This window comes from Candidatus Binatia bacterium (genome assembly GCA_023150935.1).
Taxonomy (GTDB): domain Bacteria; phylum Desulfobacterota; class Binatia; order HRBIN30; family HRBIN30; genus JAKLJW01.
In genome coordinates this window covers 401,463-425,862 of sequence record JAKLJW010000001.1, presented here as the reverse complement: position 1 = coordinate 425,862, position 24,400 = coordinate 401,463, and the positions used below count along the sequence as shown (strand labels likewise).

18 protein-coding genes are annotated in these 24,400 nt (G+C 66.9%); 3 read left to right on the top strand and 15 right to left on the bottom strand.

From position 1 onward, the window contains the following. From L6Q96_01820 to L6Q96_01775, 10 genes are all read right to left on the bottom strand, one after another. Positions 1-207, bottom strand: coding sequence for a hypothetical protein (locus L6Q96_01820; GenBank protein ID MCK6553316.1), 207 nt, complete (start codon positions 205-207; stop codon positions 1-3). A 60-nt stretch (positions 208-267) separates the two neighbouring features. Beyond that, positions 268-969: a hypothetical protein gene (locus tag L6Q96_01815; GenBank protein MCK6553315.1), complete on the bottom strand. Its 702-nt coding sequence runs from the start codon at positions 967-969 to the stop codon at positions 268-270. A gap of 459 nt (positions 970-1,428) precedes the next feature. Then, the gene (locus L6Q96_01810; protein MCK6553314.1) at positions 1,429-2,145 is read right to left on the bottom strand and encodes a hypothetical protein; all 717 of its coding nucleotides are present in this window, start codon (positions 2,143-2,145) and stop codon (positions 1,429-1,431) included. Between the two features lie 44 nt (positions 2,146-2,189). Further along, the gene (locus L6Q96_01805; GenBank protein MCK6553313.1) at positions 2,190-2,453 is read right to left on the bottom strand and encodes a MoaD/ThiS family protein; all 264 of its coding nucleotides are present in this window, start codon (positions 2,451-2,453) and stop codon (positions 2,190-2,192) included. A 9-nt stretch (positions 2,454-2,462) separates the two neighbouring features. Further along, positions 2,463-4,346, bottom strand: coding sequence for an aldehyde ferredoxin oxidoreductase family protein (locus tag L6Q96_01800; GenBank protein MCK6553312.1), 1,884 nt, complete (start codon positions 4,344-4,346; stop codon positions 2,463-2,465). Positions 4,347-4,433: 87 nt separating this feature from the next. Continuing rightward, a complete protein-coding gene (locus L6Q96_01795) occupies positions 4,434-5,309 on the bottom strand; it encodes an LLM class F420-dependent oxidoreductase (GenBank protein MCK6553311.1) in 876 nt (291 codons plus the stop codon). A gap of 25 nt (positions 5,310-5,334) precedes the next feature. Next, on the bottom strand, positions 5,335-5,757 hold the full coding sequence (locus tag L6Q96_01790; protein MCK6553310.1) for a secondary thiamine-phosphate synthase enzyme YjbQ: 423 nt from the start codon (positions 5,755-5,757) through the stop codon (positions 5,335-5,337). Between the two features lie 109 nt (positions 5,758-5,866). Beyond that, positions 5,867-8,386: a S8 family serine peptidase gene (locus L6Q96_01785; GenBank protein ID MCK6553309.1), complete on the bottom strand. Its 2,520-nt coding sequence runs from the start codon at positions 8,384-8,386 to the stop codon at positions 5,867-5,869. A 163-nt stretch (positions 8,387-8,549) separates the two neighbouring features. After that, positions 8,550-8,963, bottom strand: a complete 414-nt coding sequence (locus L6Q96_01780; GenBank protein ID MCK6553308.1) for a DUF86 domain-containing protein — start codon at positions 8,961-8,963, stop codon at positions 8,550-8,552. Beyond that, the gene (locus L6Q96_01775; GenBank protein MCK6553307.1) at positions 8,950-9,342 is read right to left on the bottom strand and encodes a nucleotidyltransferase domain-containing protein; all 393 of its coding nucleotides are present in this window, start codon (positions 9,340-9,342) and stop codon (positions 8,950-8,952) included. Before L6Q96_01775 ends, L6Q96_01780 begins: the two co-directional genes overlap by 14 nt. A gap of 952 nt (positions 9,343-10,294) precedes the next feature. Here L6Q96_01775 and L6Q96_01770 point away from each other — a divergent pair. Together L6Q96_01770 and L6Q96_01765 are read left to right on the top strand one after the other, a co-directional pair. After that, positions 10,295-10,573, top strand: coding sequence for a type II toxin-antitoxin system Phd/YefM family antitoxin (locus L6Q96_01770; GenBank protein MCK6553306.1), 279 nt, complete (start codon positions 10,295-10,297; stop codon positions 10,571-10,573). A gap of 68 nt (positions 10,574-10,641) precedes the next feature. Then, a complete protein-coding gene (locus L6Q96_01765) occupies positions 10,642-10,920 on the top strand; it encodes a DUF4258 domain-containing protein (GenBank protein MCK6553305.1) in 279 nt (92 codons plus the stop codon). A gap of 372 nt (positions 10,921-11,292) precedes the next feature. Here the strand turns inward: L6Q96_01765 and L6Q96_01760 are convergent, their stop codons facing one another. The 5 genes from L6Q96_01760 to recC all read right to left on the bottom strand — a co-directional run bounded on the left by L6Q96_01760 (position 11,293) and on the right by recC (position 22,103). Next, entirely contained in the window at positions 11,293-11,799 is a 507-nt protein-coding gene (locus L6Q96_01760; protein ID MCK6553304.1) for a hypothetical protein, read from the bottom strand. 300 nt (positions 11,800-12,099) lie between these two features. After that, positions 12,100-13,101 carry a WYL domain-containing protein gene (locus tag L6Q96_01755; GenBank protein ID MCK6553303.1) on the bottom strand — a complete coding sequence of 334 codons (1,002 nt, stop codon included), beginning with the start codon at positions 13,099-13,101 and terminating at the stop codon, positions 12,100-12,102. 82 nt (positions 13,102-13,183) lie between these two features. Then, complete coding sequence (recD, locus tag L6Q96_01750; protein ID MCK6553302.1) at positions 13,184-15,070, bottom strand: exodeoxyribonuclease V subunit alpha; 1,887 nt, start codon at positions 15,068-15,070, stop codon at positions 13,184-13,186. Beyond that, complete coding sequence (gene recB / locus L6Q96_01745; GenBank protein MCK6553301.1) at positions 15,067-18,750, bottom strand: exodeoxyribonuclease V subunit beta; 3,684 nt, start codon at positions 18,748-18,750, stop codon at positions 15,067-15,069. The genes recD and recB overlap by 4 nt, the downstream gene beginning before the upstream one ends. Next, positions 18,747-22,103: an exodeoxyribonuclease V subunit gamma gene (gene recC / locus L6Q96_01740; protein MCK6553300.1), complete on the bottom strand. Its 3,357-nt coding sequence runs from the start codon at positions 22,101-22,103 to the stop codon at positions 18,747-18,749. The genes recB and recC overlap by 4 nt, the downstream gene beginning before the upstream one ends. Positions 22,104-22,301: 198 nt before the next feature. On the opposite strand from recC, the gene L6Q96_01735 reads away from it, so the two are divergent. Then, positions 22,302-24,398 (top strand): right-handed parallel beta-helix repeat-containing protein, encoded by a 2,097-nt coding sequence (locus L6Q96_01735; GenBank protein ID MCK6553299.1) that lies wholly within the window; start codon positions 22,302-22,304, stop codon positions 24,396-24,398. The last annotated feature ends 2 nt before the right edge of the window (positions 24,399-24,400 follow it).

Sequence of the window (24,400 nt, the reverse complement as noted above, 5' to 3'; positions counted from 1 at the left end):
TCAGGCTCCGGCCTGCTTGTGGATAAGCCGCAAAGCGCGACGGCGACCGTTACGCAATGCCGCCGCGGCCGCATCGTCGGGCGGCGGAGTAGCCTGTTTGAGCAGTGTCGATGCAACCGCGGAAATCAGCGCGGGGTCCGTCGAGACGGAGATAAGCTCGGCGGTCGCCAGCGAACTACCGCGGTACAACGCGAGATAAGACACCATTGGGCCACCTCCCGGGGCAGGGTTCGTTCGCCCATTCCCCCGGAAAACAGCCCGTAGCGTTTACACGCCAACCAACTTTCTCCTCGCCCTCCAGAAGAGTACGCGCGCCGTCGATTCCTTCACTCCGAGTGCGCGGCCAGCTTCCGCCAGCGTTTTGCCTTCACTTACCGCGGCGACCACCGCCGTTTCCCTGCTCGAAAGGTGGGCGGAAGCGACGAGACTTTCTACCGCAAGCCGCGCCTCAATCTCGGCTGCCGGGTTCGTTGTTCCCTCGGGCGCATGGTCGAGGCTTATGATCCGCCTCCGCTGTCGCCAATCGGAACCCGCAAGATCTGCCGTCATGACGGCGTTCAAGCCAGACCGAATCTTCTTCCGTATCTCAGGTAACTCGGCGGGAGTGAGGTCGCCGCACGTGTCGACCACCTGCCACAGCGCCGCAAGCGCCACATCGTGCAAAACCGCCTTGATGGAAACGCCGCGTACAGCCGCCCGACGCCGTAGCTCGGGTAATACCATCGCCCGGCGCTTCGTGTAGATCGGCGACGGATACCGTGTCAGCAATCGTTCTGCCGCAGCTATTCGTTTTTTCTCGTCCAGCGACTCAATGAGCAGATTCACCAGATCGTCAATCTCTTCAGCGTCCGGAACGGGGTTGTCGAGGGCTGCACGTATCTCTCGAAACAGGTTGCTCAGGGCGAGAGTTTCGGCCGACGGCCGCGAAAGTTGTTGGAGTGCCAGCTTGATATGGTCGGGCACCGCCACCGAAGCTCGGGCAGATTTGAGGTCCCCGGTTAGCTGTTCGAGTCGCCGGATTATCGCTTGCCGGTCGGGTAGCGGATGATCCGCCATACGGCCCCCACGAGGCTCCCGCGGTCTGTTAGTTTGCGCTGCCGGCCGGCCGGCCGTGGGTCCGGCTTTGCGGGTCGCGTTCCCTGGCCGGCAGCGCGTTCGTTCAGGCGCAGCTTATCACGCTCACCACTTTGCCCACCACTTTGCCCGTGGCGGGGTATTTCGGTACTCTTCGAGGCATCCTGGGGCACACTAGCGTATTGTGAAAAGCCGCGCCAACACTGTATTTCCGTGCCTTTTCACCACTCGTGACTTCGATTAGGAATCCTGTGCTCTATCCACCTGAGCTACGGGGGCTCGTTGGAATTCCGGCACCTTAGCGCGACCGGACCGCTGCTGGCCGCGCGCGATGCTACCGCTCTGCTACCACGTTCACGACCCGGTCGCCACGGCAGGACACCCGCCAACCGCCATACCCACCGCCATGACAATCTCGTCGACGGTAACCGTGCCGTCGCCGTTCGGGTCGGCCGCCGGACACATTCCGAGCACCGTCTCCCCGAGCGCCACGCCAACCGCCACCAACAGGTCGTCGACCGTTACGGCGCCATCCGCGCGGCAATCCCCCGTGCAGGGAGTCGACCACGGTTCCACGCAGACCGTCGACGCACCCTCGATACCCCACCCCACCTCGCCATTGCACGAGTGCCAGGAGATCGTGCTGCCACTGAAGCGGTAGTCCCCGCTCGGCGATTCACGAGGCGGAAGAATGTCGATCTGCAACACGGAAAAACCGTACGAGACCCACGTGTCCCAGACGTAGGTATCGCCTGAACGTTGCGTCCAGGGCGGGGACAACACCTGCCACCCCGCAGGCAACGTCTCTTCGATCCTCCGGATCCTGGCCGTTCCTCCGCGCCACTTGTAGTGGACCGCAAACGGAGTCCCCGCCACGGCCCTTGCGGGCAGGTCACGGCTCAACCACGCCCACTCCGCAATGCAGGACGTCGGCGTCACGGTCGGGGACGGCGGGGGCACCGTGCCGATCCTGGGCACCGGTCCATCCGCTGCGCGCACACCGGTGACCGCGACAGGGCTGCTGATGCCGAGCAGCGCCATGACGACCAGGGCCGTGCCGGTTGTGCGCATTTACCCTCTCGTCCAGCCACCGCGCAGCCGTGCCGCTGCGACATTCAACCCCCGGCTGCTGCCTTCAGGAAAGAAACCCGATCCCCGTCGGTGACCGGGGTGCGCATCCCCTTGCGGTTGTTGGCCAATACGCCGTTGATCGCCACCGCCGCCACCCTCGTGAGCTTCTCGAACTCGTCGGCCCGCACCCCGAAGCGCTCGCGCGTGCGCCGTACGACGTCCGCCACCGTCGCCGCACCGTCAACCTCGAAGCGAGGCACCCCCAGTGCCTTGCTCATGTCGTAGGTGAGCTCGACCGTGACCGCCATGCGCTCTCCTTACACCCGCACCTGCAAACGCTCCAGCGTGCGTTTCGTCGGCACCCCGTTGGTGTCCCAACCGCGTAGCCGGTAGTAGCGCGGCAGGAGCTGCCCCAGCGGATGCCCCGCGGTCATGTGCGGGAACGTCGGCTCATTCAACATCCGCGGCGGTAACGTGTCCTCTTTGGAAGTCTTTCCCTCTCTCAAGTTGTACATGCGTTCGAGGTTGAAGATGCGCGCGCCGATTTCCTGCAGGTGGCCACCCGACAACGGCGTGCCGGTGATGTACGTGAGCCACTTCTCGAACCACAGCATCGGCTTGCCCTTGATACCCATGACCGTCCGCAACATCGGGCCGCTGTGCTCGAGCGCGAACGTCAGCGCCTTGTAGGTGAAAGAGTTGGGGTTCAGCTCGTGTACCGCCCTCGGCATGAGCCCGTACGTGGTGAAAATGCAGAGCACCATGGAGTTGATGGCACAGGCGAGGTTCTGCTGCAGCACCGGGATGTCAGCCTTGAGCCGCAGGCTCTGCGGGTTAATCGTCAGCGGCCCGACCGATTCGAGGTACATGCTCGCGCCCTGAACATGGCAGCCGCCACGGTTCGTGGTCGCGTACTCGACCCCCTGGGCGAAGGACCCCCGCGGGTCGTAGGCGGACAGCTCGAGACCCTTCACGTGCATGGCGAACTCGTGCCCACCGTACTTCTCGCTCATGCGCTTGACACCCTCGGCGAGATCGCTGCCGAGACCGCGGCGATGGGCGACGTCCCGGATCATGTCGCTCACCCCGCCCGGATCGCCGAAGCGGAGCCCGGCGTTCAGCATGCCGCGCTCCTGTAACTCCATCGCGAACCCGAGCACGCAACCGAGGCTGATGGTGTCCATCCCGAGATCGTCAGCCAGATAGCTCCACTCGGTGACGTTCTTTACATCCGGGATTTCGAGGTTTGTGCCCATCAGACCGAGGGTTTCGTACTCCGGGCCTTTCACACGTCCGACGCCGTCAACCATAACGTCGTGGCCGCAGGTCACCGGACAGTGAATGCAGCTCGACTTCACGCCGACGATCTCGTGATCGGCGAGGTACTCGCCGGAGAGATTCATCGCCTCCGGGAAGTGGCCGTACTTGAAGTTGTGCGTCGGAATGATGTTGCGTGCGTTGGTGGTGTTGACGATGTTCGCCGTCCCGCAGCGCGTCAGCGTACCGCCGAGCACCGGGTGGTCGCGGAACATCTCGCGCACCCATTTGGTGTACTCCTTGAACCGCTCCGGGTCGTCCATTTCGAGCTTGCGCGTGCCGTTGGCCGAGATCGCCTTCAACCGCTTCGAGCCCATCACCGCACCGACTCCCGTGCGGCCCGCCATACGTTCGTTGGAGACGATGCCGGCGTAGCGAACCAGGTGCTCGCCGGCCGGACCGATGACGGCGTGGTAATGCTTCTTGCCGAGCGCCTCCTGAGTTGCGTACGTCCCCTTGCCCCAGAGGTCAGCGGCGTCGATGAACTGCACGGCGTCGCGGTCGCCGTCGATGACCAGGCGCACGGGCGTCGCCGACTGGCGCTGCACGATCAGGACGTCGATGCCGGCGCGCTTCAAGCCGTACGCCAACGAACCACCGCACGCGGCATTGCCAATGCCTCCCGTTAGCGGGCTCTTGCACACCACGGCGAAGCGGTTCGACTGCGGCGCCACCGAACCGTTGAGCGGCCCAGTGGCGAAGATGAGCGGGTTATCAGGCCCGAGCGGATCGATACCCGGCTCGGTCAGGTCGTAAAGCAGCCGGGTGCCGTAGCCCTTGCCGCCGATGTAGAGCCGCGCCGTCTCCTCGTCGAGCGGCTTGAACGTGGAGGTGCGGTTCGCCAGATCCACTTCCAGCACGCGGCCGGCATATCCCTTGATCATTGAAGCCTCCGGGTCGCTTCGCTTCGGCCACGCCGCCGGAAGATGCGAGGGAGCGGCGCCTCCTCAGGTCGTCGGGCGAGGCACCCTTTACAGCAGCGCGGCCGCCAGTTCGCGCCACTGCCGCAGCGGCACGGCGCGCGGATCCTCTTCGAGCACCTGGATGCATACGTGGTCCGCGCCGGCGTCATGGTGTGCCTTCACCCGGCGGACCACGTCATCGATCGTCCCCCAGGCGACAATCGCATCTACCAGCCTGTCGCTACCGCCATTGCCGATGTCGTCGTCGGTAAAGCCGAGGCGTTTCAGGTTATTCACATAGTTGGGCAGGCCGAGATAGGTCGACATGTGGGTCCGCCCGATGGTGCGGGCCTTGCCCGGGTCTGTCTCGAGCACGACCGCCTGTTCCGGCGCCAGCAGCGGGCCCGATCCGAGAATGCGCCGCGCTACGCTCGTGTGCTCGGGCGGCACGAAGTACGGATGGGAACCGAGCGCTCTGTCCCTTGCCAGCTCGAGCATCTTCGGCGCCAACGCCGCAATGATACGCTGCGGCGGTTCGGCCGGCGGCCACGCCATGAACGGCGCCGCATCCATCGCGTCGAGGTAAGTGCGCATCGCGGAGAGGGGCTTCGAGTAATCGTGTCCGCGCATGCCGACCAGCGGTGCGTGGCTGACGCCGATGCCGAGCAGGAAGCGGTTGTCGAAGGCCTCACAGAGCGTCTTCTGCGCCGACGCCATCGCCATGGCGTCGCGTGCCCACATATTCGCGATGCCGGTGGCAACAACGATCTTTCGAGTCGCCCCGAGCAGTACCGCCGCGCTGGTGAATGCTTCTCGCCCCATCGCCTCGGGGATCCACAGTGCCCCGAAGCCCAACTGCTCGATCTCCGCCGCCGCCTCCCGTGCTTTCGCGGATGGCTGCAGGTCCAGTACGAACGTCCAAATCCCAACTTTCCCGATGTTCATCCGCTCCTCCCGTGCCGTTGCCGGCTCACTCGCCGACGATCTTGATCAGCACCCGTTTCGTGCGCTTGCCGTCGAACTCACCGTAGAAGATCTGTTCCCACGGCCCGAAATCGAGTTTGCCTTCGGTGATGGCGACCACCACCTCGCGCCCCATGATCTGCCGCTTGTGATGCGCATCTCCGTTGTCCTCGCCGGTGCGGTTGTGACGGTACCGGTCGGGGCTCGCATCGAACGGGGCCAGGGTCTCGAGCCAGCGCTTGTAGTCCTCGTGCAGTCCGGGCTCGTCGTCGTTGATGAACACGCTAGCCGTAATGTGCATGGCGTTGACCAGGCAAAGCCCTTCGCTCACGCCGCTTTCCCGTACCGCAGCCTCGACTTCGTCCGTGATGTTCACGAAGTCCATCCGCTGCCCGACGTTCATCGCCAGAGTTTTCCGAAAGCTGCGCACCGGGACCCTCGCGGATTGCATACCATTGCGCCGGCGAACCGAACAACCACCCTGCCGTCCCGTCTCGCGCACCTCGTGCAGGCTCTCGCCCGGCGCCGTGCCCCTGTCTTCAATCCGACCCGCGTACACGCAGACGATTTGCTCCGCGCGCATCCAGAACGGCAAAGCGCAACAGTACCGTGGCCGGAGCGCCTGCACTAGCGCGGGCGGCGGCGAGACGCACGACGCCGGGCTCGGTGAGATTGGCGGCGACCAGCGGCGCCCCGGTGTGCGGCCGGCGGACGCTGCGAGGTTTGAGCGCCGCGCGGTCGTAGTCGACGATCAACGCGGCGGCATGCGTGCCCGCACCGAGGATGACGGGCAAGTCGAGCGAGCCCCCACGACGCCGGGGCCGCCCGACGTGGACGCTCCCTTCCTCATTGTCGTCGCGGGACAACGGGCCTCCGAGAGCCGGCTGCCAGTTGCCGGTGACGTCCCCGAGGAGCACCCCGAGGAAATCCTGACCCGTGGCTCCCACCGCCAGTGGTGTGTAGGCGATCGCTCCACGCTGACAGGATGCCCCCGTTACGACCGGTTCGACCACCTGCTGATTCGGCGCCGCCGCCGGGATGGGAACGAAGAGCCAGTCGGAGTCGCAGGCGGTCGCGGCCTCGAAGCGTTCGAGCAGCCCGACGCCGAACTGGAGGATTCGCGACGCGTCCAGCGCGCTCAGCGAGCCGTTCCCGGTCACGTCGCCGGCCAACCGCTCGTTCGCGTCGAGAGTGTGGAAGCCGACCACCGCCTGCAGAATGTAGCTGGCGTCGAGAGCGCTGATCCCCCCGCCGAAGTCGCCGTTCTTCGCCGCGGTCAGTGCGATTGCGCCGGCCGGCAACTCCGACAGCGCAAATGCCCCGGCCCCGTCGGTACTCGTGCTCGCCGAAGCCGCGCCGCTGGCGCTCATGGTCACGCCCGCCACCGGTCGCCCCGCCACCCGGTATCGTACCGTGCCACTGACCGCATAGACGACGGCCGTTGGCGTAACCGTGGGCGACTCGGTGGGCGTCACCGTGGGGGTCACTGTGGCCGTCAGTGTCGCCGTGGCCGGAGGCGGCGTATCGGTCGGCGTCGCCGAAGCGCTCGGCGACGCGATTGGGTTCGCCGCCGCGTTAACGGCAGCGAGAACGTCGACGCGGCCGTAACCGAAGGAGTTGTTCGGCACGCTGGTGCTGGCGATCCCGCCGCAGGTCTGTGCCGGGCTAACGCTCACCGCCGGATTGGCGGTAGCCAGCAACAAGCTTCTGGTCGCCCCGATATCGCGCGCGAGGTGCGGGCGCGCCGACCAGAGAAGCGCGACGACGCCGGCGACGTGCGGGCTGGCCATCGAGGTGCCCGACTTGTACCCGTACCCGCCGCCCGGAATGCTCGAACGCACGCTCGATCCGGGGGCCGACAGGTCCGGCTTCATCCGCCCCGAGCCATCGGCGGTGACCGGCCCCCGGCTGCTGAACGACGCCAGAAGGTTGGCGCCCGTGATCGCGCCTACACTGAAAGTCGCGGCATAGACCGCCGGCGGATCGCCGACCGTGGCGCACCCCGGGCCGCTATTGCCCGCCGACGCCACGACGAAGATCCCCGCGGCTTCGGCGTTCTGCACCGCCGTCTCCAACGTGCTAACGGCGCAGCCCTCGCTGGGTGGACAGGCCCAGCTGTTGTTCATGACGTGCGGTCGGCGAGTCGGATCGGGATTGCCGCCGCCGACCTCCGTCGGTGCCAGAAAGAACTGAAAGCACTCCGTGTACGTCGCCGGCGTACCGACCCCCTGGTCCATGTTCCGACAACCAATCCAGCGGGCCTCGGGGGCGACACCAATTTGGTTCGAGCTACCGTCCCAGCCGATGCTGGTGCCGAGCGTGTGGGTCCCGTGGCCATTGTCGTCGCACGGCGCCGGAGAGTCGGCCCCGCACGCGCCACCGCCGCCGTGGATGGCGTCGTACCAGTTGTAGTCGTGGTCGGCGGCGGCCCCGTCCCAACCCCGGTACCGTTCCACAAGCGCCGGGTGCTGCCACTCGATGCCGGTGTCCTGGTTCGCAACGACGATCCCCGCTCCGCCGTAACCCAGTGCCCAGACGGCAGGAGCGTTCACGTTCGCCACTCCCCACTCCACCGTGGTCGGCTCGAGTGGGCCCAGGCTGAGCCGGTCCTCCACTGGATCGTCGACCCAGCGTAGCGGCCGATTCGACTCGATCCGCTTCACGTCCGCACGTCCCGACAGCTCGCGCAGCAGCTTGGTGTCGGCGGCGGTCGTGATGGCGTTCACCGCCCAGAAGGACCGATACCCGATACCGGCCCGCTCGAGCCGGCGGCGCAGCGCCTGCTGACTGCGGTGAGAATGTTCGCGGAGAGTCTCGTAGACGTACCACCCGCGTGCGTCGGGGTCGGTCATGGTGTACGCGGCCGAGAGGTCAGCCTGGTCGGCCAGTACGAGCACAACCTCGGCCCGACCGGTACGCTCCACCTCGGCAGCAACCGTCGCCTCGACCTTGAGCGCCGCGGCGCCGCCGGTCTGCGCCGCCGCCCGCGTTGCGAGCAGGGCCGCCACTGCGCTCATAGCGACGATCGCGCTCGTCGACCCGCGCATGCGACGCGCCATGCTGCCCCTCGATCCCATCCTTTTCACATACTACCGCGCCCGTCGGATTGCAGCCACGGCTACATCGACCCTAAGACCGCGGGGTCCGATGCGGCCGCCGAGAGCGCCGCACGCGGTGGACCGCGATCTCGCGCGAGCGAGGAAGCGAATAGTCGCGCGCCACCTACGGCAAGGTGTCGATGACCTCGCCCGCGAAGCGATCGAAGTCGCCCAGATGAGAACGTACGGTCTCGAAAACTATTTCGTCGCTCACCCGTCCGTACTCGTGGACCAGGATATTGCGGCACCCCCGCATTCGACGCAGCAGGTCGACGGTACCCGGAGAGAAGATCGAGGCGCTGTCCAGCTTATCGAGAAGATCGGCTTCCTCCGCCGGCAAACCGAGTCGCAAGCCCGAGACCAGGAGCTGACAAACGTCAATCACGCACTCCACGCAGATCTGAATGAGACGCTCGCACGCTCGCCTGGTAGCGGTGCGCCGATACTCCTCGATCGTCGACGGCGCGATGGCCCGCAGCTCGGCCAAGTAGCCGCGCATCTCGTCGAGTTTGGCCAGGACTCGTTCACGATCGATCACGTGCGACCTCCTCGAGGCAGGCGTGATAAGTGCGCTTGAACCGCTCGAAGGCGCGAACCGTAGCGAAGGCGACCTCGTAAAGCGCATCCTCGTCGCGGCAGAAGAGCACTCGCCCTTCGCGCAAGACGCGGATGCGGACCGGTAGCGGCAGGCTCTGAAAGATCTGGACGTCGAGATCGACGTCGCCGAGGTAGCCCAGGCGCTTCTCCATCTGGCGGACACGTCCGCCACCTGCGGCTCCCAGCACCAGGCAGACATCCACATCCGAACCGGCGTGCGTATCGCCACGTGCCGCGCTGCCGAATAGAAATACCGCGAGCACGTCTGTGTCCTGAGCGGCACGCTGCAGCAGGCGACGCATCTGCTCCTCGACAGCCATGCCGGGTTCCTATCACGGCAAGCCGCGGCCATCCACGGCGCAACCCGCCGGCGCATCGCGCGCCGCCCTCTTTACGCTCGCCGGCGCTTTCTGGCGGCGGGGCGCGTCCGGTACAGCAATCCCTGCATGATGCCGTCCAGCCCCTCGTCGGAGCCGCTGTAGTCCTTCATCATGTGCGGCACGGCGTAGAACTTGAGCTGGAAGTCGGCCAGCCGAAGTCTAAGCGGCCGCGGCAGGTTTTCGAGGATGCGTTTCCACAGACCGTCGACGCTCTCCTTGATTACCGTACCGGAAAGCCGCCGGACTGAGGAGCTTGTATGATCGTGTCGTTCGGTCCGGGACCTGTAATCGTCACGCTCTGCGTCACATCCCAGGGCAGTTCGCCTACCGGTAATGCGTAAACGCCCGCGGGGACGATCACCTCAGAACCAGGATTGTCTTTTAGCCTCGCAAAGCGCGTCCAATAGCGTGCAATGCGCGCCGCATACGCAATCCACCGTGTCATCGGTGCTATTGACATTGAAGACGGCAGCGTGGGCGTGCGTGAAAGAGGCGCGCCAGCTTCTACCACGCCGCCAATACTACAGTGGGATGAGTCCACCCCTGAGGCCCCCTTTAGCTTTAGCTGACGCACTATACGCACAGGACGGGGCGGAGCTTCAAGGCAGGAACGCGGCCGGCTCAGGGGTCAGGACCACGGACAAAGTTCGATATTGTGCCAATCCGTCACCCCGGGGAAAGCCGGGGTCCAGCCCGCGCCCCGCACTGGATTCCGGCTTTCGCCGGAATGACGCGCCTTCATCGCCATGGTTACACCTCGAGGTTGGGAGTGTTGCCTCCCGGAGGGCAGGAGAAACGACTTTGCCGTGGCCCACGTCGGCCCGATGATTGACAAGGGGGCCAGATGTGGAGGAGCCTCTGGTTTGAATTCGGATCGTCGGGAGATCGGCGTATGCGCGTCCTGCCGCTTGCGGAAGCCAAAGCGAGACGCAGTGAGCTTGTGTCCGACGTCGAGACCAGGGACGAGGAGATCACAATCACCCGCAACGGCCGGGCGGTCGCGGTTCTGGTCAGTCACGAGGACTTCGAGCGCTGGCGGGAGACGGCGGAGATCATGGCAGACCCGGAATTCCTCGCCAGCATTCGCAAGGGCATGAGCGAGATCAAGAGAGGACGGGCACGGCGCTTCGACGACGCCGCCCTCGACCGCCTGTTCGGTACCGCCGGCTGACATGCGCCAGCGGGCGGTACACCTTCCGCAAGAGGTCCAAGAGGTGGTAGCGGCATGGAAAGGGTTTCGTGAGCGTGATACGGACCATCCGTCGGAAGCTGCACGATGGAGAGTACGAGTTCACCGTACCCCACTTCTTCGAGGAGCTCGCTGAAGACGGGTTGGAGTTTTCCGACGTTGAGGCCGCAATCGGTAACGGTCGCGTCCGGCGGCGGTTCACCCGCGATCTGCGCGGAACGCGCTACGAAGTCGTTGGGAGAGGAACAGACGGTCGCCGGCTTGCCGTGATCTGCCGACTCAAGGAGACGGGAAAGCTTCTCTTCATCACCACGTACGTTCTGGAATGACGCCCCAATGAAGAAAAACTCGAAGCGCTACGACTATGGGACATGCCACGCCTGCGGTGGGCCGATGCGTCCGAAGCTCATTAAGCAGGATTTCTGGATCAAGGGAAACTTGATCGTAATTGAAGGAATTCCGGCCGGCGCCTGTACACGGTGCGGTGAGAAGGTGGTACAGGCGGAGGTGGGTCGGAGCATTGCCGAGCTGGTTGCAGACCCGCACCGGCCTCGAAGAGCCCGAACCTTGAAGGTCCCGGTCATCCGCTTCGGGCAAGCAGTGGCATGAGCCTCGAAGAGGCTCATGCCATCGGGTCATTGAGCGGATTGGTCATCGCATCCCAATCACCCGATGACTCAATCACCCGATGACCCGATTATTCAATGGCTCAGTCGGTCGCGGTGCACGACGGCGAAGCGGGCAATGACTCCTTCACGGGCGTCACGCGGATCGATGCCGCAGAGGTCGTAGACCCCACCGTAGCGAGCATCCCCTCCGACGAGTGCCGGCAGGTGGCCGTCGGGCTGGACCCGATAGCCGTCGAAGTGAGTCCAGAACGGTTGCCGTCCCCAACCGCTGTCGAGGCCCAGTCGGATGTAGGCGTCGGGCGGGATGCGCACCAGGCGAAAGGCACGCAGGTCGAGACCAAGCTCGTGTTCGACGATGCGCGGCCCGTTCTCGAGCAAGGCGGCTTCGATCTCGACCCTGGAAAGCTGTCGCCGGCGCCGCAGTCCGAGGGCTGCCAGGAGCGGCCCGGAGCCGGGAGGCTCGGGACTTTCGGGAAAGAACTCGACCAGGATGCGCTCGACCAGCAGCCGTGGCAGATAGCGGCAACCGGCGGAGGTGATGTAGGGATGCAACAGGAATTGCTGCAGCAGATCCTGCATCGACGGGAAGGCATCGGCCCAAGCCCAAGACCCCGGCCTATAAGTGGTCCGTCCGGGATTTCCACGTGGCCGCTCGAAGGGGTGGGAACGTCTGAGTATGGGGATTATGGCAAACAGGTCGTTCATACCGGCTATCCGCCCGCGCTGCCGAATAGAAATACCGCGAGCACTTCTGTGTCCTGAGCGGCACGCTGCAGCAGGCGACGCATCTGCTCCTCGACGGCCATGCCGGTTTCCTATCACGGCAAGCCGCGGCCATCCACGCCACAACCCGCGGGCGCGGCGCGCGCCCCGCTCTCTTTACGCTCGCCGGCGCTTTCCGGCGCCGGGGCGCGTCCGGGTATAAAGGCGAGCCGCAGCCGCCAACGTACCGTGGACCCGGTCGCGGAGCGCTGCCGGGCGCAGCACTTGCACATAATCCCCGAGTCCCACCAGCCACGGGACAAGCTCGGCCGTTCCGCGCACCGTCATGGTCAGCGTGGTGGTCCCGTCGCGGTGCTGGCGAAAGCGCTGCGTCGGGTGAATGCGACGCGAAGACAGATACGCCGCGGTCTCGCGATTGCGAATCAGGATCTCGACCGCGGTCTGCGGCCCGTCGATGATGCCGAAGACCCCCTCGATGTGCTTCTGCGGCGAGTAGCCGCGCGGGTAGCTGAACCGGGCCCCCAGCCGTGTCGCCTCGGCGATCCGCTCGACGGCAAAGTAAACCGTCTTGTTCACGCGGTGGCTGCGGGCAATCAGATAAAGCCCGCCGCGGTACATCATCAGCGTGTACGGATCGACCTCGTGCTCGCGCTCCTCGCCCCCCAGACCACGGTGCCGCAGCCGCAGGCGCGTCTGGTACAGCAATCCCTGCGTGATGGCGTCCAGCACCTCGTCGGAGCCGCTGTAGTCCTTCATCATGTGCGGCACGGCGTAGAACTTGAGCTGGAAGTCGGCCAGCCGAAGTCTAAGCGGCCGCGGCAGGTTTTCGAGGATGCGTTTCCACAGACCGTCGACGCTCTCCTTGATTACCGTGCCTTCCAGAAACTGGAACACGGTGAGAGCGAAATACAGATAGAGCAGTTCGAAGAGGTTGCCTTCGGCCTCCAGCGCCGCGGGTTGCCCCGCCAGCCGGAGGATTCGGCGGTTGCCACGGCGCACGACCTCGACCAGGCAACGCTCGCGCTCGTCCACGAGTTCCTCGCGGCACGCTCTCACGTAACGCAGCAGCGTGCGCTCCGAGATGTCGAGCTCGGCCCGGATCGCATCGAAGCTCCAGCCGCCGGGGCGCTGGTGCAGGCCGTGGACGATTCGCGCCAATCGTGTCGCCGCGCCATATGTCGGTTTTCGCGTGCCCGTAATCGATCTCCGTTGCCGCCGTCTCCGGCAGCCGGAGCGGTTACTAGTCCCGAACCCCGGGGCGACGCAAACGCCGCGGCGGGCCCCAGAGGGCATCGCGCAGACCGGATGTGCGATCGACCCGCTGCCGTACCGCGGCGGCAACCGCGTCCGGCGTCGCGTAAACGGTAACTTGTCGCTTCGCCCTGGTAACCGCCGTGTAGAGCAGCTCCCTCGTAACCACCGGCGACGGCCGTGGCGGCAGCACCACTGCAACCTCGTCGAATTCCGAGCCCTGACTCTTGTGTACCGTCATCGCGAAGACCGTCTCGTGCGGCGGCAGCCGCGCCGCCGACAGCACCCGCAATGTGCAGTCGCCGGCCGCGAACACCACCCGCCGCTCCGCCGTCGGTCCGACCGCGCACACGATGCCGACATCGCCGTTGAACAGGCGGACTTCGTAGTCGTTTTGCGTCACGAGTAGCGGTCGGCCGAGGTACGTCTCCTGATCTCGCGTAATCAGTCCCGCCGACTCCAGCACCGCCTCGATGTGTCGGTTGATCTCCTCGACGCCACCCGGTCCGTGCCGGTGCGCGGCCAGAACGCGAAAGCGATCGAAGGCACTTAACCGTGCTTCGACCTCATCCGCGCGCAACGCCGGGCCGTAGCCTGCCCGGACCGCGCCGACCAGATCGCGCCCCAAAGCCCCATCCTGTCCCGGTTCGGCAAGACGCACGTCGTTGCCCCCGCGCAAAACTGCCAGCGCCTCGTCGGCGCGGCCACCGTTGATGGCCCGCGCCAGCGCGCCGATACCGCGCGCCGCCGCGTAACGATAGCTGTGCGTCAGCTCGACAACGCAGTCGCGAATCGCGGCTCCGTCCCCCGGGCCCGCGGGCACCGCGTCGCCGGTCAGGGCAGACAGCTCCCGCGCGCATTCCGGACTGAACGTCGATTCGGTGCCGGCGTTCGAGATGTCACCGAGCACCGCGCCGGCTTCCACCGAGGCGAGTTGATCCCGGTCGCCCAACAGGATGACCCGCGCCGATGCCGGCAATGCATCGAACAGCCGGCTCATCAGCGCCAGATCCACCATCGATGCCTCGTCAACGAGGACGATATCGGTAAACAGCGGATTGCCGCCGTGATACCGGAACCCCGAACCGTCGCCAAACGCGCCGAGGGCCCGGTGAATGGTCGCCGCCTCGTCCGGTATCGCCGACGCCACCTCCGGCGGGCAGGAAAGCTGTCCCCTCGCACTCTGGATCGCCTCGCGCAGCCGCGCTGCCGCCTTCCCGGTCGGTGCCATCAGCAAGATACGGGGAGTACGCCCCGTGCTGCGCAACTCCTGCTCGATGAGCAGGGCAAGGATCTTCACCACGGTGAACGTCTTGCCGGTCCCGGGTCCGCCGGAAATCACGCAGAACGGTCGCAGCGCAGCGACCGCCGCCGCCCACCGCTGGCGGTCCGGACCCTCCACTCCGGGCACACGGGGGAACAGGCGGTCGAGACTGGCGCGCAGGACGGAGATGTCGCTCGCCGGCACGCGCCGCGCCAGCCGCGCTCGAATCGCTTCCAGAACGCGGAACTCGTGTTCCCAGTAACGGCGCAGGTAGACGCGCCCGCTGTCGTCGACGATCAGGGGTGCCGTGCTCTCGGCGGCGTGCCCCGCGGTCACGCACAGCGGACTGCGCCGCAACGCCTTGAGCCACGGGCCGGGACGCGGCCAGGTGACCTTGGACCCGGTGCCGGCGACGGCCGCGATCGGCGTCGCGCAATGCCGCGGCAGATCGAGGCAAACGTGGCCCGCCGCCACGCTGCGGCTCGCCAGCGCCGCCACCAGGGCAACCTCGGGACGTTCGTCGCCGCCGATGCGCGTCACGGTCCGCGCGAATTCCACATCGAGGGCCGATAACTCCCCGGCGGCCACCAGCGTCTCGATCGAAGCGTTCATCGCTCCCCACCTCCCGACCCCGCCGCCAGGAGGGCCGAGAGGTCGTGCACCAGAGCGGCAGACGGCCGATCCAGGTAGACGCCATTGCCCGGGAGTGACGGCCCGCCCATGCCACGGAGAAAGAGATAGTAGACGCCGCCGAAGTGGCGCTCGTATTCGTAATCCGGCAGACGCACTCCCAGGTACTTGTGCAACGCGACGACGTACAGGTGGTACTGGAGGTAGTAGTGGTGGCGACGCATCGCCGCGAGGAGCCGGGCGGGAGCGTAGTCGTCGGGGTAGTAACCGAGGCTGTTCGACTTCCAGTCGACCACATACCAGCGCCCATCCTGCTCAAAGATCAGATCGACAAAGCCGCGCAGAAAGCCGCGAACCTCCCCGAACCCGAGGTTGCGCAGCGCGGCGGCCGCCGCCGGATCGGGGGAGGGTGCGCCGTGCCGTTCGAAGACCGCCGCCAGGCCCTCACAGGTAAGCCCCGGGCCATTCTCGTCGCCACCGATCGGGAACACAAACTCCATCTCCTTGAGGCAGCGATCCGGGCCGACGCCGCGGAGCGTAAACACCCCACTGCCGACGTCGTGGGGTGCTCGCAGCGGGGTGTCGAGCACTTCCGCAATCGCGGTCGTCAGTGGCACCTCCCAGCCATCCTCCATACCCTCGGCGGCGCTCTCGGCCCGCACCACGGCGGCGATCGTCTCGGCAGACGCCGCCGCAAAGTCGAGCTGTTCGAAGATGCGGTGCACCATCTGCCCTGCCCGCGTGCCGCGCGGAAACGCCGCCAGCGAGACTACCCCCGCACCGGCCGCCGCGCCTGCGCCGACGTCCGTGACCTCCTCGTCGGCACTGTCGTCATCGCGTCCGACCTCGGCGGCCGGCACGCGCGGAGCGTCGACAAACCACGAAAAGCTGGCGGTCGACCGGGTTACGCGCACGGTCCGAGCCATTCTCCGACAGTGCAATTCGGTCGGCGGCGGGGCCGCGGGGGCGTACGGCACGGGCTCACGGCCCCGCATAGGTTCCAGAGAGATCGCTCCCTCGCCGGCCTCGACGAGGGCTTGCAGGTCGGCCTGCAGTTCGGCGTCGTTGCCGAGCTTGACCGCACCGGGGTCGTCTGCCCCCACACCGTGGAAGACCCGCGCCAGGGCCGACCCCGTAGCCTCGCGGAAGGCTCCCCATACAACCACGCAGTGCTCGCGGGCGCGGGTCAGGGCGACATAGAGGAGACGGACGCTCTCGGCGAGCGATTCCGCGCGCGCACGCTCGATGTTCCCTTCCTGTTCGGCCGATCCCAGATCGACACAGAGCCGCCGAGCGTCGTCGTGGAATCGCGGTGCCCGCTTGTCCTCGTCACGAAAGTGGTTCCCGTCCCAGAGATACGGGCAGAAGACCACCGGGTACTCGAGCCCCTTGCTCTTGTGCACGGTGACCAGTTTGACCGCGTCGGCATCGCTTTCCAGACGCATCTGCGCGGCGTCGTCACCCAGCTCCGCGAGTCCGGAGTCGTCCTGTCGCATCGCCCGCAACCACTCGTCGAGTCCGTCGGGCCCACCCAGCCCGTCGGCCTCGGCGCGGTGCACCAGCTCGCCGAGGTGCAACACGTTCGTCAGGCGCCGTTCGCCGTCCGGGAAAGAGAGCAGCCGCGCAGCCGCTCCCGTCTCGTCGAGTAATCGCCGGAACGCCGGCAGGAATCCGCGCTGAAGCCACAGGTCATGCCAACGCCGCCACCGCACGAGCCAGCCGTCCCACGCTTCCGGATCGCTGTCGAAACGCAGCAGGTCGAGCGCCGTCACGCCGAGCATGTCGGTGGCCAGCGCCGCCCGCACGGCGTTTCCGCTTCCCGGAGATGCAAGTGCCGTCACCACGCGCCGCACTTCCGTCGCTTCCGCCGTCGCAAAGACGCTGCCCGCACTTTGCAGCACGCTCGGGACGCCCAGATTGCGCAGCGCCCCCTGCATCTCGGCGACCTGCCGGTTGGTGCGACAGAGGACGGCGATGTCCCCCGGAGCGAGTTGCCGATCGTCGAGCTCGAATCCGCCCGCGAGCAGACGGGTAATCTCGGCAGCGACCGGCCGGGTGACGAGTTCCTCGCTATCGCCCTTGTTCAGAACCTCCACCGGCTTGTGGCGCGAACCGGGCTCGGGCCGCGGCCGTTCGACGAACAGGATGCGCAGGGGTGCCGGCAGCTCCCCGGACGAGCGCAGGGAACCGCTGGTACGCGCCGGTTCGGCGTCTTCGAACGGGATGTCCACACCGAAGGGTTGACCATGCCGGCGGAACACCGTGTTGATCGCCCGGACGAGATCCGGCGAGGAACGCCGATTGGTTCCGAGGCGGTGCGGCGGTGAGGATACGCGCGATCGCGCGGCAAGATACGCGTACACGTCTGCCCCGCGGAACGTGTAAATCGCCTGCTTCGGGTCGCCGACCAGCATCCGCGTTTCGGGGCGCCCGCCGTAGACGATCTCGAAGATCGCGTACTGCGACGGGTCGGTGTCCTGGAACTCGTCGATGAGGGCTACCGGGAAGCGCTCCCGAATCGCGGCGGCAAGGGCCGCTCCCGACCCTTCGCGCTCGAGCGCCTGCTCCAATCCGTGCACCAGGTCGTCGAAATAGTGCACGTTTGCCGCCGCCTTGCGGCGGTGGAGTTCGGCGCGCACGAATTCGACGAAGTCCAGTCTGAGCTGTACCAGCCGCGCTTCCAACTCGACGCGCAGGGACTCCTCGGCCGCCTGCAGCGCACTGCAGGCGGCGAAGAACGCCGACTGCGGGGGCACCCTCCCCTTCCTGGTCCGCTCGGCCATTCCGGCCGTCGTCAGCAAGTCGAACCAACCCATATCGGTCCAGCTCGCCACTTCGCTGGAAAGCAGCGCGTCGATCCCACGAACCCAGCCGGTCCGGATCGATGCCTGGCGGTACGAGTTGCGATTGAGCGCGTCGCTGGAACAGAGGAGATCGATAACTTCTTTTCCCTCGGCCGCCCACAGGCGTGCCACTTCGTTGCGGCAACGCCGCCACTCTTCGATGGCCGCCTCCCCCCCGCCGCGGTCGACCGCGATCTCCGGCAAGACCCGGATCCGCCGGTGCGCGAGTACGCGCCTCGCCAGCGTTTCGAGTGTGCCGACCCGTACACCGTGGTCCTGCGCGTAGCGCACGAGCACCGCGGGCGCCGCCGCCATCTCCCGCACCCAGAAGTCGCGCACGATATCGCCGACCAACTCGGTCTGCGTGGTCACCAGGGCGACGTCGAACGGAACCCCACTCTCGAACGCGTTCTCGCGCAAGACGCGCTGGCAGAAGCCGTGAATGGTGGAAATGGCCGCTTCGTCGAAGTCCTGGAGTGCCACCGTCAGCGTGCGGAGATCGGCGACGCGGCATTCCTTGCGCCGGTCGAGCAACTCGTCGACGTCAGTCTCTCCGGTTGGCGTGCCCCCGGCGATGGCCTGTTGCATCTGCCGCAGGCGCGCGCGCACGCGCAGGCGCAGCTCGGCGGTTGCAGCGTCGGTAAAGGTGACCACGAGTATCTGCTGCACCGAGAGCGGCGTGCCGTCAGCGCGACCCTCAAGCAGCAGCCGGACGTACAGGCTGGTGATCGCGTAGGTCTTGCCGGTGCCGGCGCTGGCCTCGATGAAGGCCGTGCCACGCGTCGATATCTCCAACGGATTCATCGTCGACGCCGTCATGGAGACTCGCCCTCCCCCCGGGTAGACAGCCGCAGGTGTTTGTACAGTGGACCGAAGACCAGCAGCGCCAGCTGCGAGAAGCCCAGCGCCTCCGGCCCGCCTCGCGGATCGGGCACCCAGACCGTTCCGTCCAGCGGGTCGCAGCCGGCAAACACCCGCTGCACTGCCGGATCGTCGACGTCACCGGGGATATCCTTGAACGGGTTGCCGTCGAACGCCGTCCGCGCCCGCAGCGACGGGTCGGTCCGACGGTTAAGCGCCGCATCGGCGAACGCGCGCGAGGCCCGACTGAACAACGGTAGCGGCTGCTCCAGGCCAATGCGGTAGAGCGCCAGTAGCACTTCGAGCAGGCAGCGCGCGTCCACTACCGGGGCGAACTGCACGGTCTCGATGCCGTCGCCTTTATCGGCACGTCCCACCAGCGTACTGACGGCCGCTCTCTCGGCTGGCAGTACGGCGCAGAGTGCCAGGTGCCGGATCCACGTTTCGAGTTGTCCAACACCGCCGACCTTTGCATACCGCGCGAGAACGAGCCCCGTGGACCAGACGTCTCGCAGGACACCGCTCAACCGGATGCCCCCCAGTTCGAGGTCCACCGGCAACAACGGAGTGAGGGGCGGGACGCGAAACGCGGAGGCGACACCGTGAATCGCAAGCGCCACCGGACTGACCTCGGCAAAGGCGCAGTCGCCCGGCGTCCCCAGCGGCAAGCGGCCCGCCGCCCGTAACAGCGCGAGCGCATCTTCCGGTCGAATGCCGCTTCCCGCGTGTCGCAGTGCCAGCCCACCGAGATGCCATGTATCCAGCGTGTTCAACTCGATCGGCTCGCGGTCTTCGATGACCGCCTCGTCTTCCCGCAATTGGAGTCTGAGGCGCTGGCGGCAGAAGGCACGCGCGGGTTGAGCGAAGAAGCGGATCAAGTCGTCGAGCGCAACCGCCTCCACCGGCCCCTCGATGGGCAGCGGAGCGGTTACGAATCGCGGCGCCGCTTGCCGCGGCCTAACCAGGGCTGCGGCGCCGTCTGAAAATCCCTGTGCGTAGCTGAAAAGGTCGCCGGCATCCGGTGACTGGAAATACCGTGGGCTGAACGGCTGCAAGGGGTGTTTCACGACCACGCGCGTGCGCACGGGGGGGGGATTGTCGCCCGGTAGACGGAATGATTCGTCGAGCACGTCGAGCAGTTCGCTGACGACGACCGACGGTGGAACGACGGCGTTGTCGCGACAGCTCTGCCCTTCGTAAGTGACTATCAAGCGTTCGCGTGCGGACAGAATGGCTTCCAGAAAAAGGTAGCGGTCGTCCTCGCGCGGCGAGCGGTCACCCGGCTCCGGATGCCGGGCCCGCCGGTCGAAGCTTGGCGGACGCCGCGAGCGCGGAAACGCAGCGTCGTTCATACCGAGCAGGCACACCACGCGAAACGGGATGCTGCGCATCGGGACAAGGGCGCAGAAGGTAACCGGACCGACAAGGAACCCTAGCAGCGGGGCCTCGCGTTCCAGGTCGGCCTCGATCTCGGCCTCCATGCCCTCGATCTCCAAAGGCTGATCGTAACCGGCGGCCGCCGCCCGCTCCGCGATTCGCACAAGTGTCTGTCGCAGGCGGCGGCACCCCTGCGCATAGGGGTTTGTGTCCGGCAGGAAGGCAGCCAGCAGCCCGGTCAGTTCGCGCTCCCATGCCGCCGGCGATCGCGGCCGGCGTAACCGCTCCCGCCACGCGAACAGGCGGTCGCAAAACGCCGCCAGTAGTCCGAGCGCCCGCGCCTGCGAGCCCTCGACACCGTCGACCGGCAGCACGCCGCCGAAGAGCCGCTGGTCGCGTCCGTCCATGGCATAGCCCAGCAGCAACCGATCGAGGCCGAAGCGCCAGGTGTTTGCCGCAGCGGCCGGCTGACCCTCGACGGCACGATCTTCCGCGTCGCGTCCCCAGCGGATGCCCGCGTGCGCCACCCAGCCTCGTATGGCTCCGAGGTCGGCAAGCTCGAGGCCCGCGCCCTGGCGAACCGGTTCCAGCGCAAGGAGGTCGAGAACCGCCGTGGCCGTCGCGCGCGGCCGCGTGAAGCCGAGCAGGCGGAAGAAGGCCACCGCGACCTCATCGGTGGCGCCGTAGCGCCGGTCGCCGACGCGGTAGGGGATCGCCTGAGCGTCGCCGGCCGGCCGACCGAAGACGGCATCGATGTACGGGGCGTAAGTCTCGATGTCCGGGCACATGACGACGACGTCGTGCGCCGCCAGCGACGGGTCGGCGTCGAAACACGCCAGCAGTTGGTCGTGTAGCACTTCGACCTCGCGCATCGGCCCGTGGCAGGCATGCACCGAGATGCTGCGGTCGGCGGCGTTCAGCGTGAGCGGCGGGCTCGCACCTGCGCTGCCGCGGTGCCGCAGCCTGAGCAGATCGCGCTGCAGGCCGACGAGCATGCTGTCCCCCTCCGGCGTCACGAACAGGTCATCCGGGCTCTCGACGTAATCATCGAGCCCTTCGAGGAGGTCCTGGAACTCGCGGCCGAGGCGACCCATGGATGCGAGCAACGGGTGACCGGCTTCGAAATGCAGATCTGCGGCGTCGTCGCTGTTCGTTCCGCCGCGGCGTCGTCGTCCCAGCTCGCGAGCGACCTCGCGACTCGAACGCACGTCGGCCCAGTAATGGTGCGTCGGGCTGAGGGTGAAGAGATGAACCGGCACGACCGAACTGAGGTCCGTCAGCACCCTCAGATAGAGCGGCGGCAAAGTAGACATGCCGAAGACACTGACCCGCGGGAAACGCCCGATCAGGGCGTCGGCAACATCGCGGCAACGGATCTCTTCGGAAAACCGCCGGGCGCGACGCGCGATGTGCGCCGCCTCGCCACCTGCCACACGGCGCCAGAGCACCGCCTGCCAGTCCCCCGAGTCCTCGCCACCCTCCCATCCGAGAATCAGGCCGGGGCGGTAGACGAGGTACTGGTCGAACGTGTCGGCAACGAGGGCAGCGAGATGGAGGGTCTTGACGCCGCGTGGGTCGTCGTCGAGGTAATGCCGCACCGGAGCGAGCTCGCGGCGCTCGCGGCAGTCAACCAGCGCCGCGGCGACGCGCCAACGCAGCGTCTCCGGTTGGAACGCCGCCGCCGCACCCGGAGTTTCGCCCACGGCCGCATGGAGCACCCGCTCCATGAACGCACGCGGAAAGGGGAAGTCCCGGTTCGCCCAGATACCCAGGCGCCGCGCCAGTTCCAGCGCCACCCAGTGGGCCATGCCACCTCCCTGCACCACGATGGCCTCCGGGGAGGTGGGGGTCGTGGCCGCCGGCTTGCGAACGACATCGGCCAACGCGTCCAGGAGGCGTTCGGTCCGGTTGCTGCGGTAAACAATCAGGGGCATGGCGTCTTCGCTTTGCGTCTTTTCTCGGCCGTCTTTACCGCACGGTGCGCCGGCGCGCCACGCGCCACCGCCGGTGCGGTTGGGGAGTCGCCAACGGTTGTCGATCCTCGGGCCCGCGTCGGCCGGGGGACGAAGCTTGACCGGGGCGGCTGACCAACGCTAGGAGACCTGTCGAATCGCAGGGCGAAAGGGCATCGCATGCTTGGTCCCAGACAACCGACTACGGCGTCTCGCCGGGCCGTCAACCATGTCGCCGCCACGCTGCTCGCGGCATGTGCCGGCGCGGGCGCGGCGTTGCCGGGACCGGTGACGGCGGCGACATTCTCGGTGATTTCGAACGCCGATCTGGTTGACGCCAACCCCGGCGACGGCGCCTGCGCGACGCTGGCCGCCACCTGTACGTTGCGCGCCGCGGTTCAGGAGGCCAACGCCCTGCCCGGCGCCGACGTCATCGAACTGGGTCCCGGTCCCTTCGTCATTGCCATTCCGGGTCGCAACGAGGACGCCGCGGCCACCGGGGATTTCGACCTGCTCGGCGAACTGCTCATCGAGGGCCCGCCCGGCGGTACGGCGATCGTCGACGGCGCCAGTCTCGATCGCGTCTTCGACGTGTTGGGTCCGTCGGCGGTCACGTTCCGTAACCTCACCGTGCGCAACGGCGGCACCACGGGAATCGGCATCCCCGGCAGCGGAGGCGGTGTGCGTGTGGCGGGGGCTTTGCGCGTCGAACGCACGACGTTTTCCGGCAACGTCAGCGGCGGTGCCGACGGGGGGGCGATCGCAATCAGCGCCGGCGGCAGTGTGGAACTCGTGGGCGTCACCATCGCCGGCAACGAGGCGGCGGTCGACGGGGGCGGCGTTGCCGTGCTCCGCGACGCGAACGCCTCGTTGGAGAACTGCACGATTGCCGACAATAGCGCGGCCAACGGGGGCGGGCTTTTCGTCGAAACGGATACCGGAGCCACCCTGACAAACGTGACCTTCCGGGACAACCTCGCCGTCCAGGGCACTGCCATTCGCAACCTCGGCGTAACCAGCCTCGGCAACACCATCGTGGCCGGGTCGGCATCGGGCGCCACCTGCTCGGGACGTCAGGTGGTATCGCGCGGGTTCAATCTGGACAGCGGCAGCTTTTGCGCCCTGTCCCAACCGAACGATATCGTCAACACCGATCCCTTGCTCGGCCCGCTCGCCGACAATGGAGGTGCGACCCTGACTTCGCTACCCGGAGCGGGAAGCCCGGTTATCGACCGGGGCAACGACGAGGACTGCCCGGCAAGCGATCAGCGCGACGTGACTCGTCCTCAGGACGGTGACCAGGACGGTGCAGCCCACTGTGACATCGGCGCCGTGGAAATTGGCGGCCCGGCTACCCCGTCGCCGACGCCGAGCGGATCGGCGACGGTTACTCACACACCAACTCCGACGGTGACGCCGGTAACGCCGACGCCCGATCGGGCCGTGATCGACATCGGATCGGCAACCGGCAGCGCCGGCGAGCGCGTCGCGGTCGACGTTGTGCTGGGTACGAAGGGCTTCGAAATCGTCACCGCCCAGATCGATATCACCTTCGATCCTTTCAACGCGCCGGTCGCCGCACTCGGCAACGGCATGCCGGACTGCGTGGCAAACGCGGCCCTCGGCAAGATCCCGTCTTTCGTGTATCGCCCGCCGAATTGCACCGGCGCCGCCTGTACGACGGTGCGCGCGGGTCTCATCGACGTCTCATTGCCGCTCGACCCGATCCCGGATGGATCGTTGCTTTTTTCCTGCCACGTCGGCATTTCGAGCACGGCCGCGCCCGGGACCTACGACCTTCTGGGTAGCACCGTGGTTCTGAGCGACAGTCTCGGCAATCTGGTCCTCGGCGCCGTCGGTACCGACGGCAGGATCGTCGTTGTTACCCCGACGGCGACGCCCACGGCCACTGAGACGCCGACCGAAACCCCGACCGAAACCCCGACGGAAACCCCAACCGAAACCCCGACACTCACGCCGACCGAGACCCCGACGGCCACTCCCACGGTCACACCCACGGCGACCCCCACGGTGACGCAGACCGTGACGCCAACGGCGACGCCAGTGCGTTGCGTTGGCGACTGCACCAATACCGGCGAGGTCGCCGTCGACAACCTGCTCACCATGGTGAACATCGCCAACGGCGCCGCGCCGGTGTCGGCCTGCCCGGCCGGTGACGAGAACCGCGATGGGACGGTAACGATCGACGAGATCCTCGCCGCCGTGAACAACGCGCTGGACGGCTGCCCGGCCACCGGGCGCCAATCCGGCACGTGAAG

Excerpts from the sequence above, each read along its gene's own strand:
- recB (MCK6553301.1), bottom strand. The coding sequence starts at position 18,750 with ATGACGGCGTCGACGATGAATCCGTTGGAGATATCGACGCGTGGCACG.
- recD (MCK6553302.1), bottom strand. The coding sequence starts at position 15,070 with ATGAACGCTTCGATCGAGACGCTGGTGGCCGCCGGGGAGTTATCGGCC.
- recC (MCK6553300.1), bottom strand. The coding sequence starts at position 22,103 with ATGCCCCTGATTGTTTACCGCAGCAACCGGACCGAACGCCTCCTGGAC.
- L6Q96_01800 (MCK6553312.1), bottom strand. The coding sequence starts at position 4,346 with ATGATCAAGGGATATGCCGGCCGCGTGCTGGAAGTGGATCTGGCGAAC.
- L6Q96_01785 (MCK6553309.1), bottom strand. The coding sequence starts at position 8,386 with ATGGCGCGTCGCATGCGCGGGTCGACGAGCGCGATCGTCGCTATGAGC.
- L6Q96_01820 (MCK6553316.1), bottom strand. The coding sequence starts at position 207 with ATGGTGTCTTATCTCGCGTTGTACCGCGGTAGTTCGCTGGCGACCGCC.
- L6Q96_01775 (MCK6553307.1), bottom strand. The coding sequence starts at position 9,342 with ATGGCTGTCGAGGAGCAGATGCGTCGCCTGCTGCAGCGTGCCGCTCAG.
- L6Q96_01735 (MCK6553299.1), top strand. The coding sequence starts at position 22,302 with ATGCTTGGTCCCAGACAACCGACTACGGCGTCTCGCCGGGCCGTCAAC.
- L6Q96_01770 (MCK6553306.1), top strand. The coding sequence starts at position 10,295 with ATGCGCGTCCTGCCGCTTGCGGAAGCCAAAGCGAGACGCAGTGAGCTT.
- L6Q96_01810 (MCK6553314.1), bottom strand. The coding sequence starts at position 2,145 with ATGCGCACAACCGGCACGGCCCTGGTCGTCATGGCGCTGCTCGGCATC.
- L6Q96_01805 (MCK6553313.1), bottom strand. The coding sequence starts at position 2,453 with ATGGCGGTCACGGTCGAGCTCACCTACGACATGAGCAAGGCACTGGGG.
- L6Q96_01795 (MCK6553311.1), bottom strand. The coding sequence starts at position 5,309 with ATGAACATCGGGAAAGTTGGGATTTGGACGTTCGTACTGGACCTGCAG.
- L6Q96_01760 (MCK6553304.1), bottom strand. The coding sequence starts at position 11,799 with ATGCAGGATCTGCTGCAGCAATTCCTGTTGCATCCCTACATCACCTCC.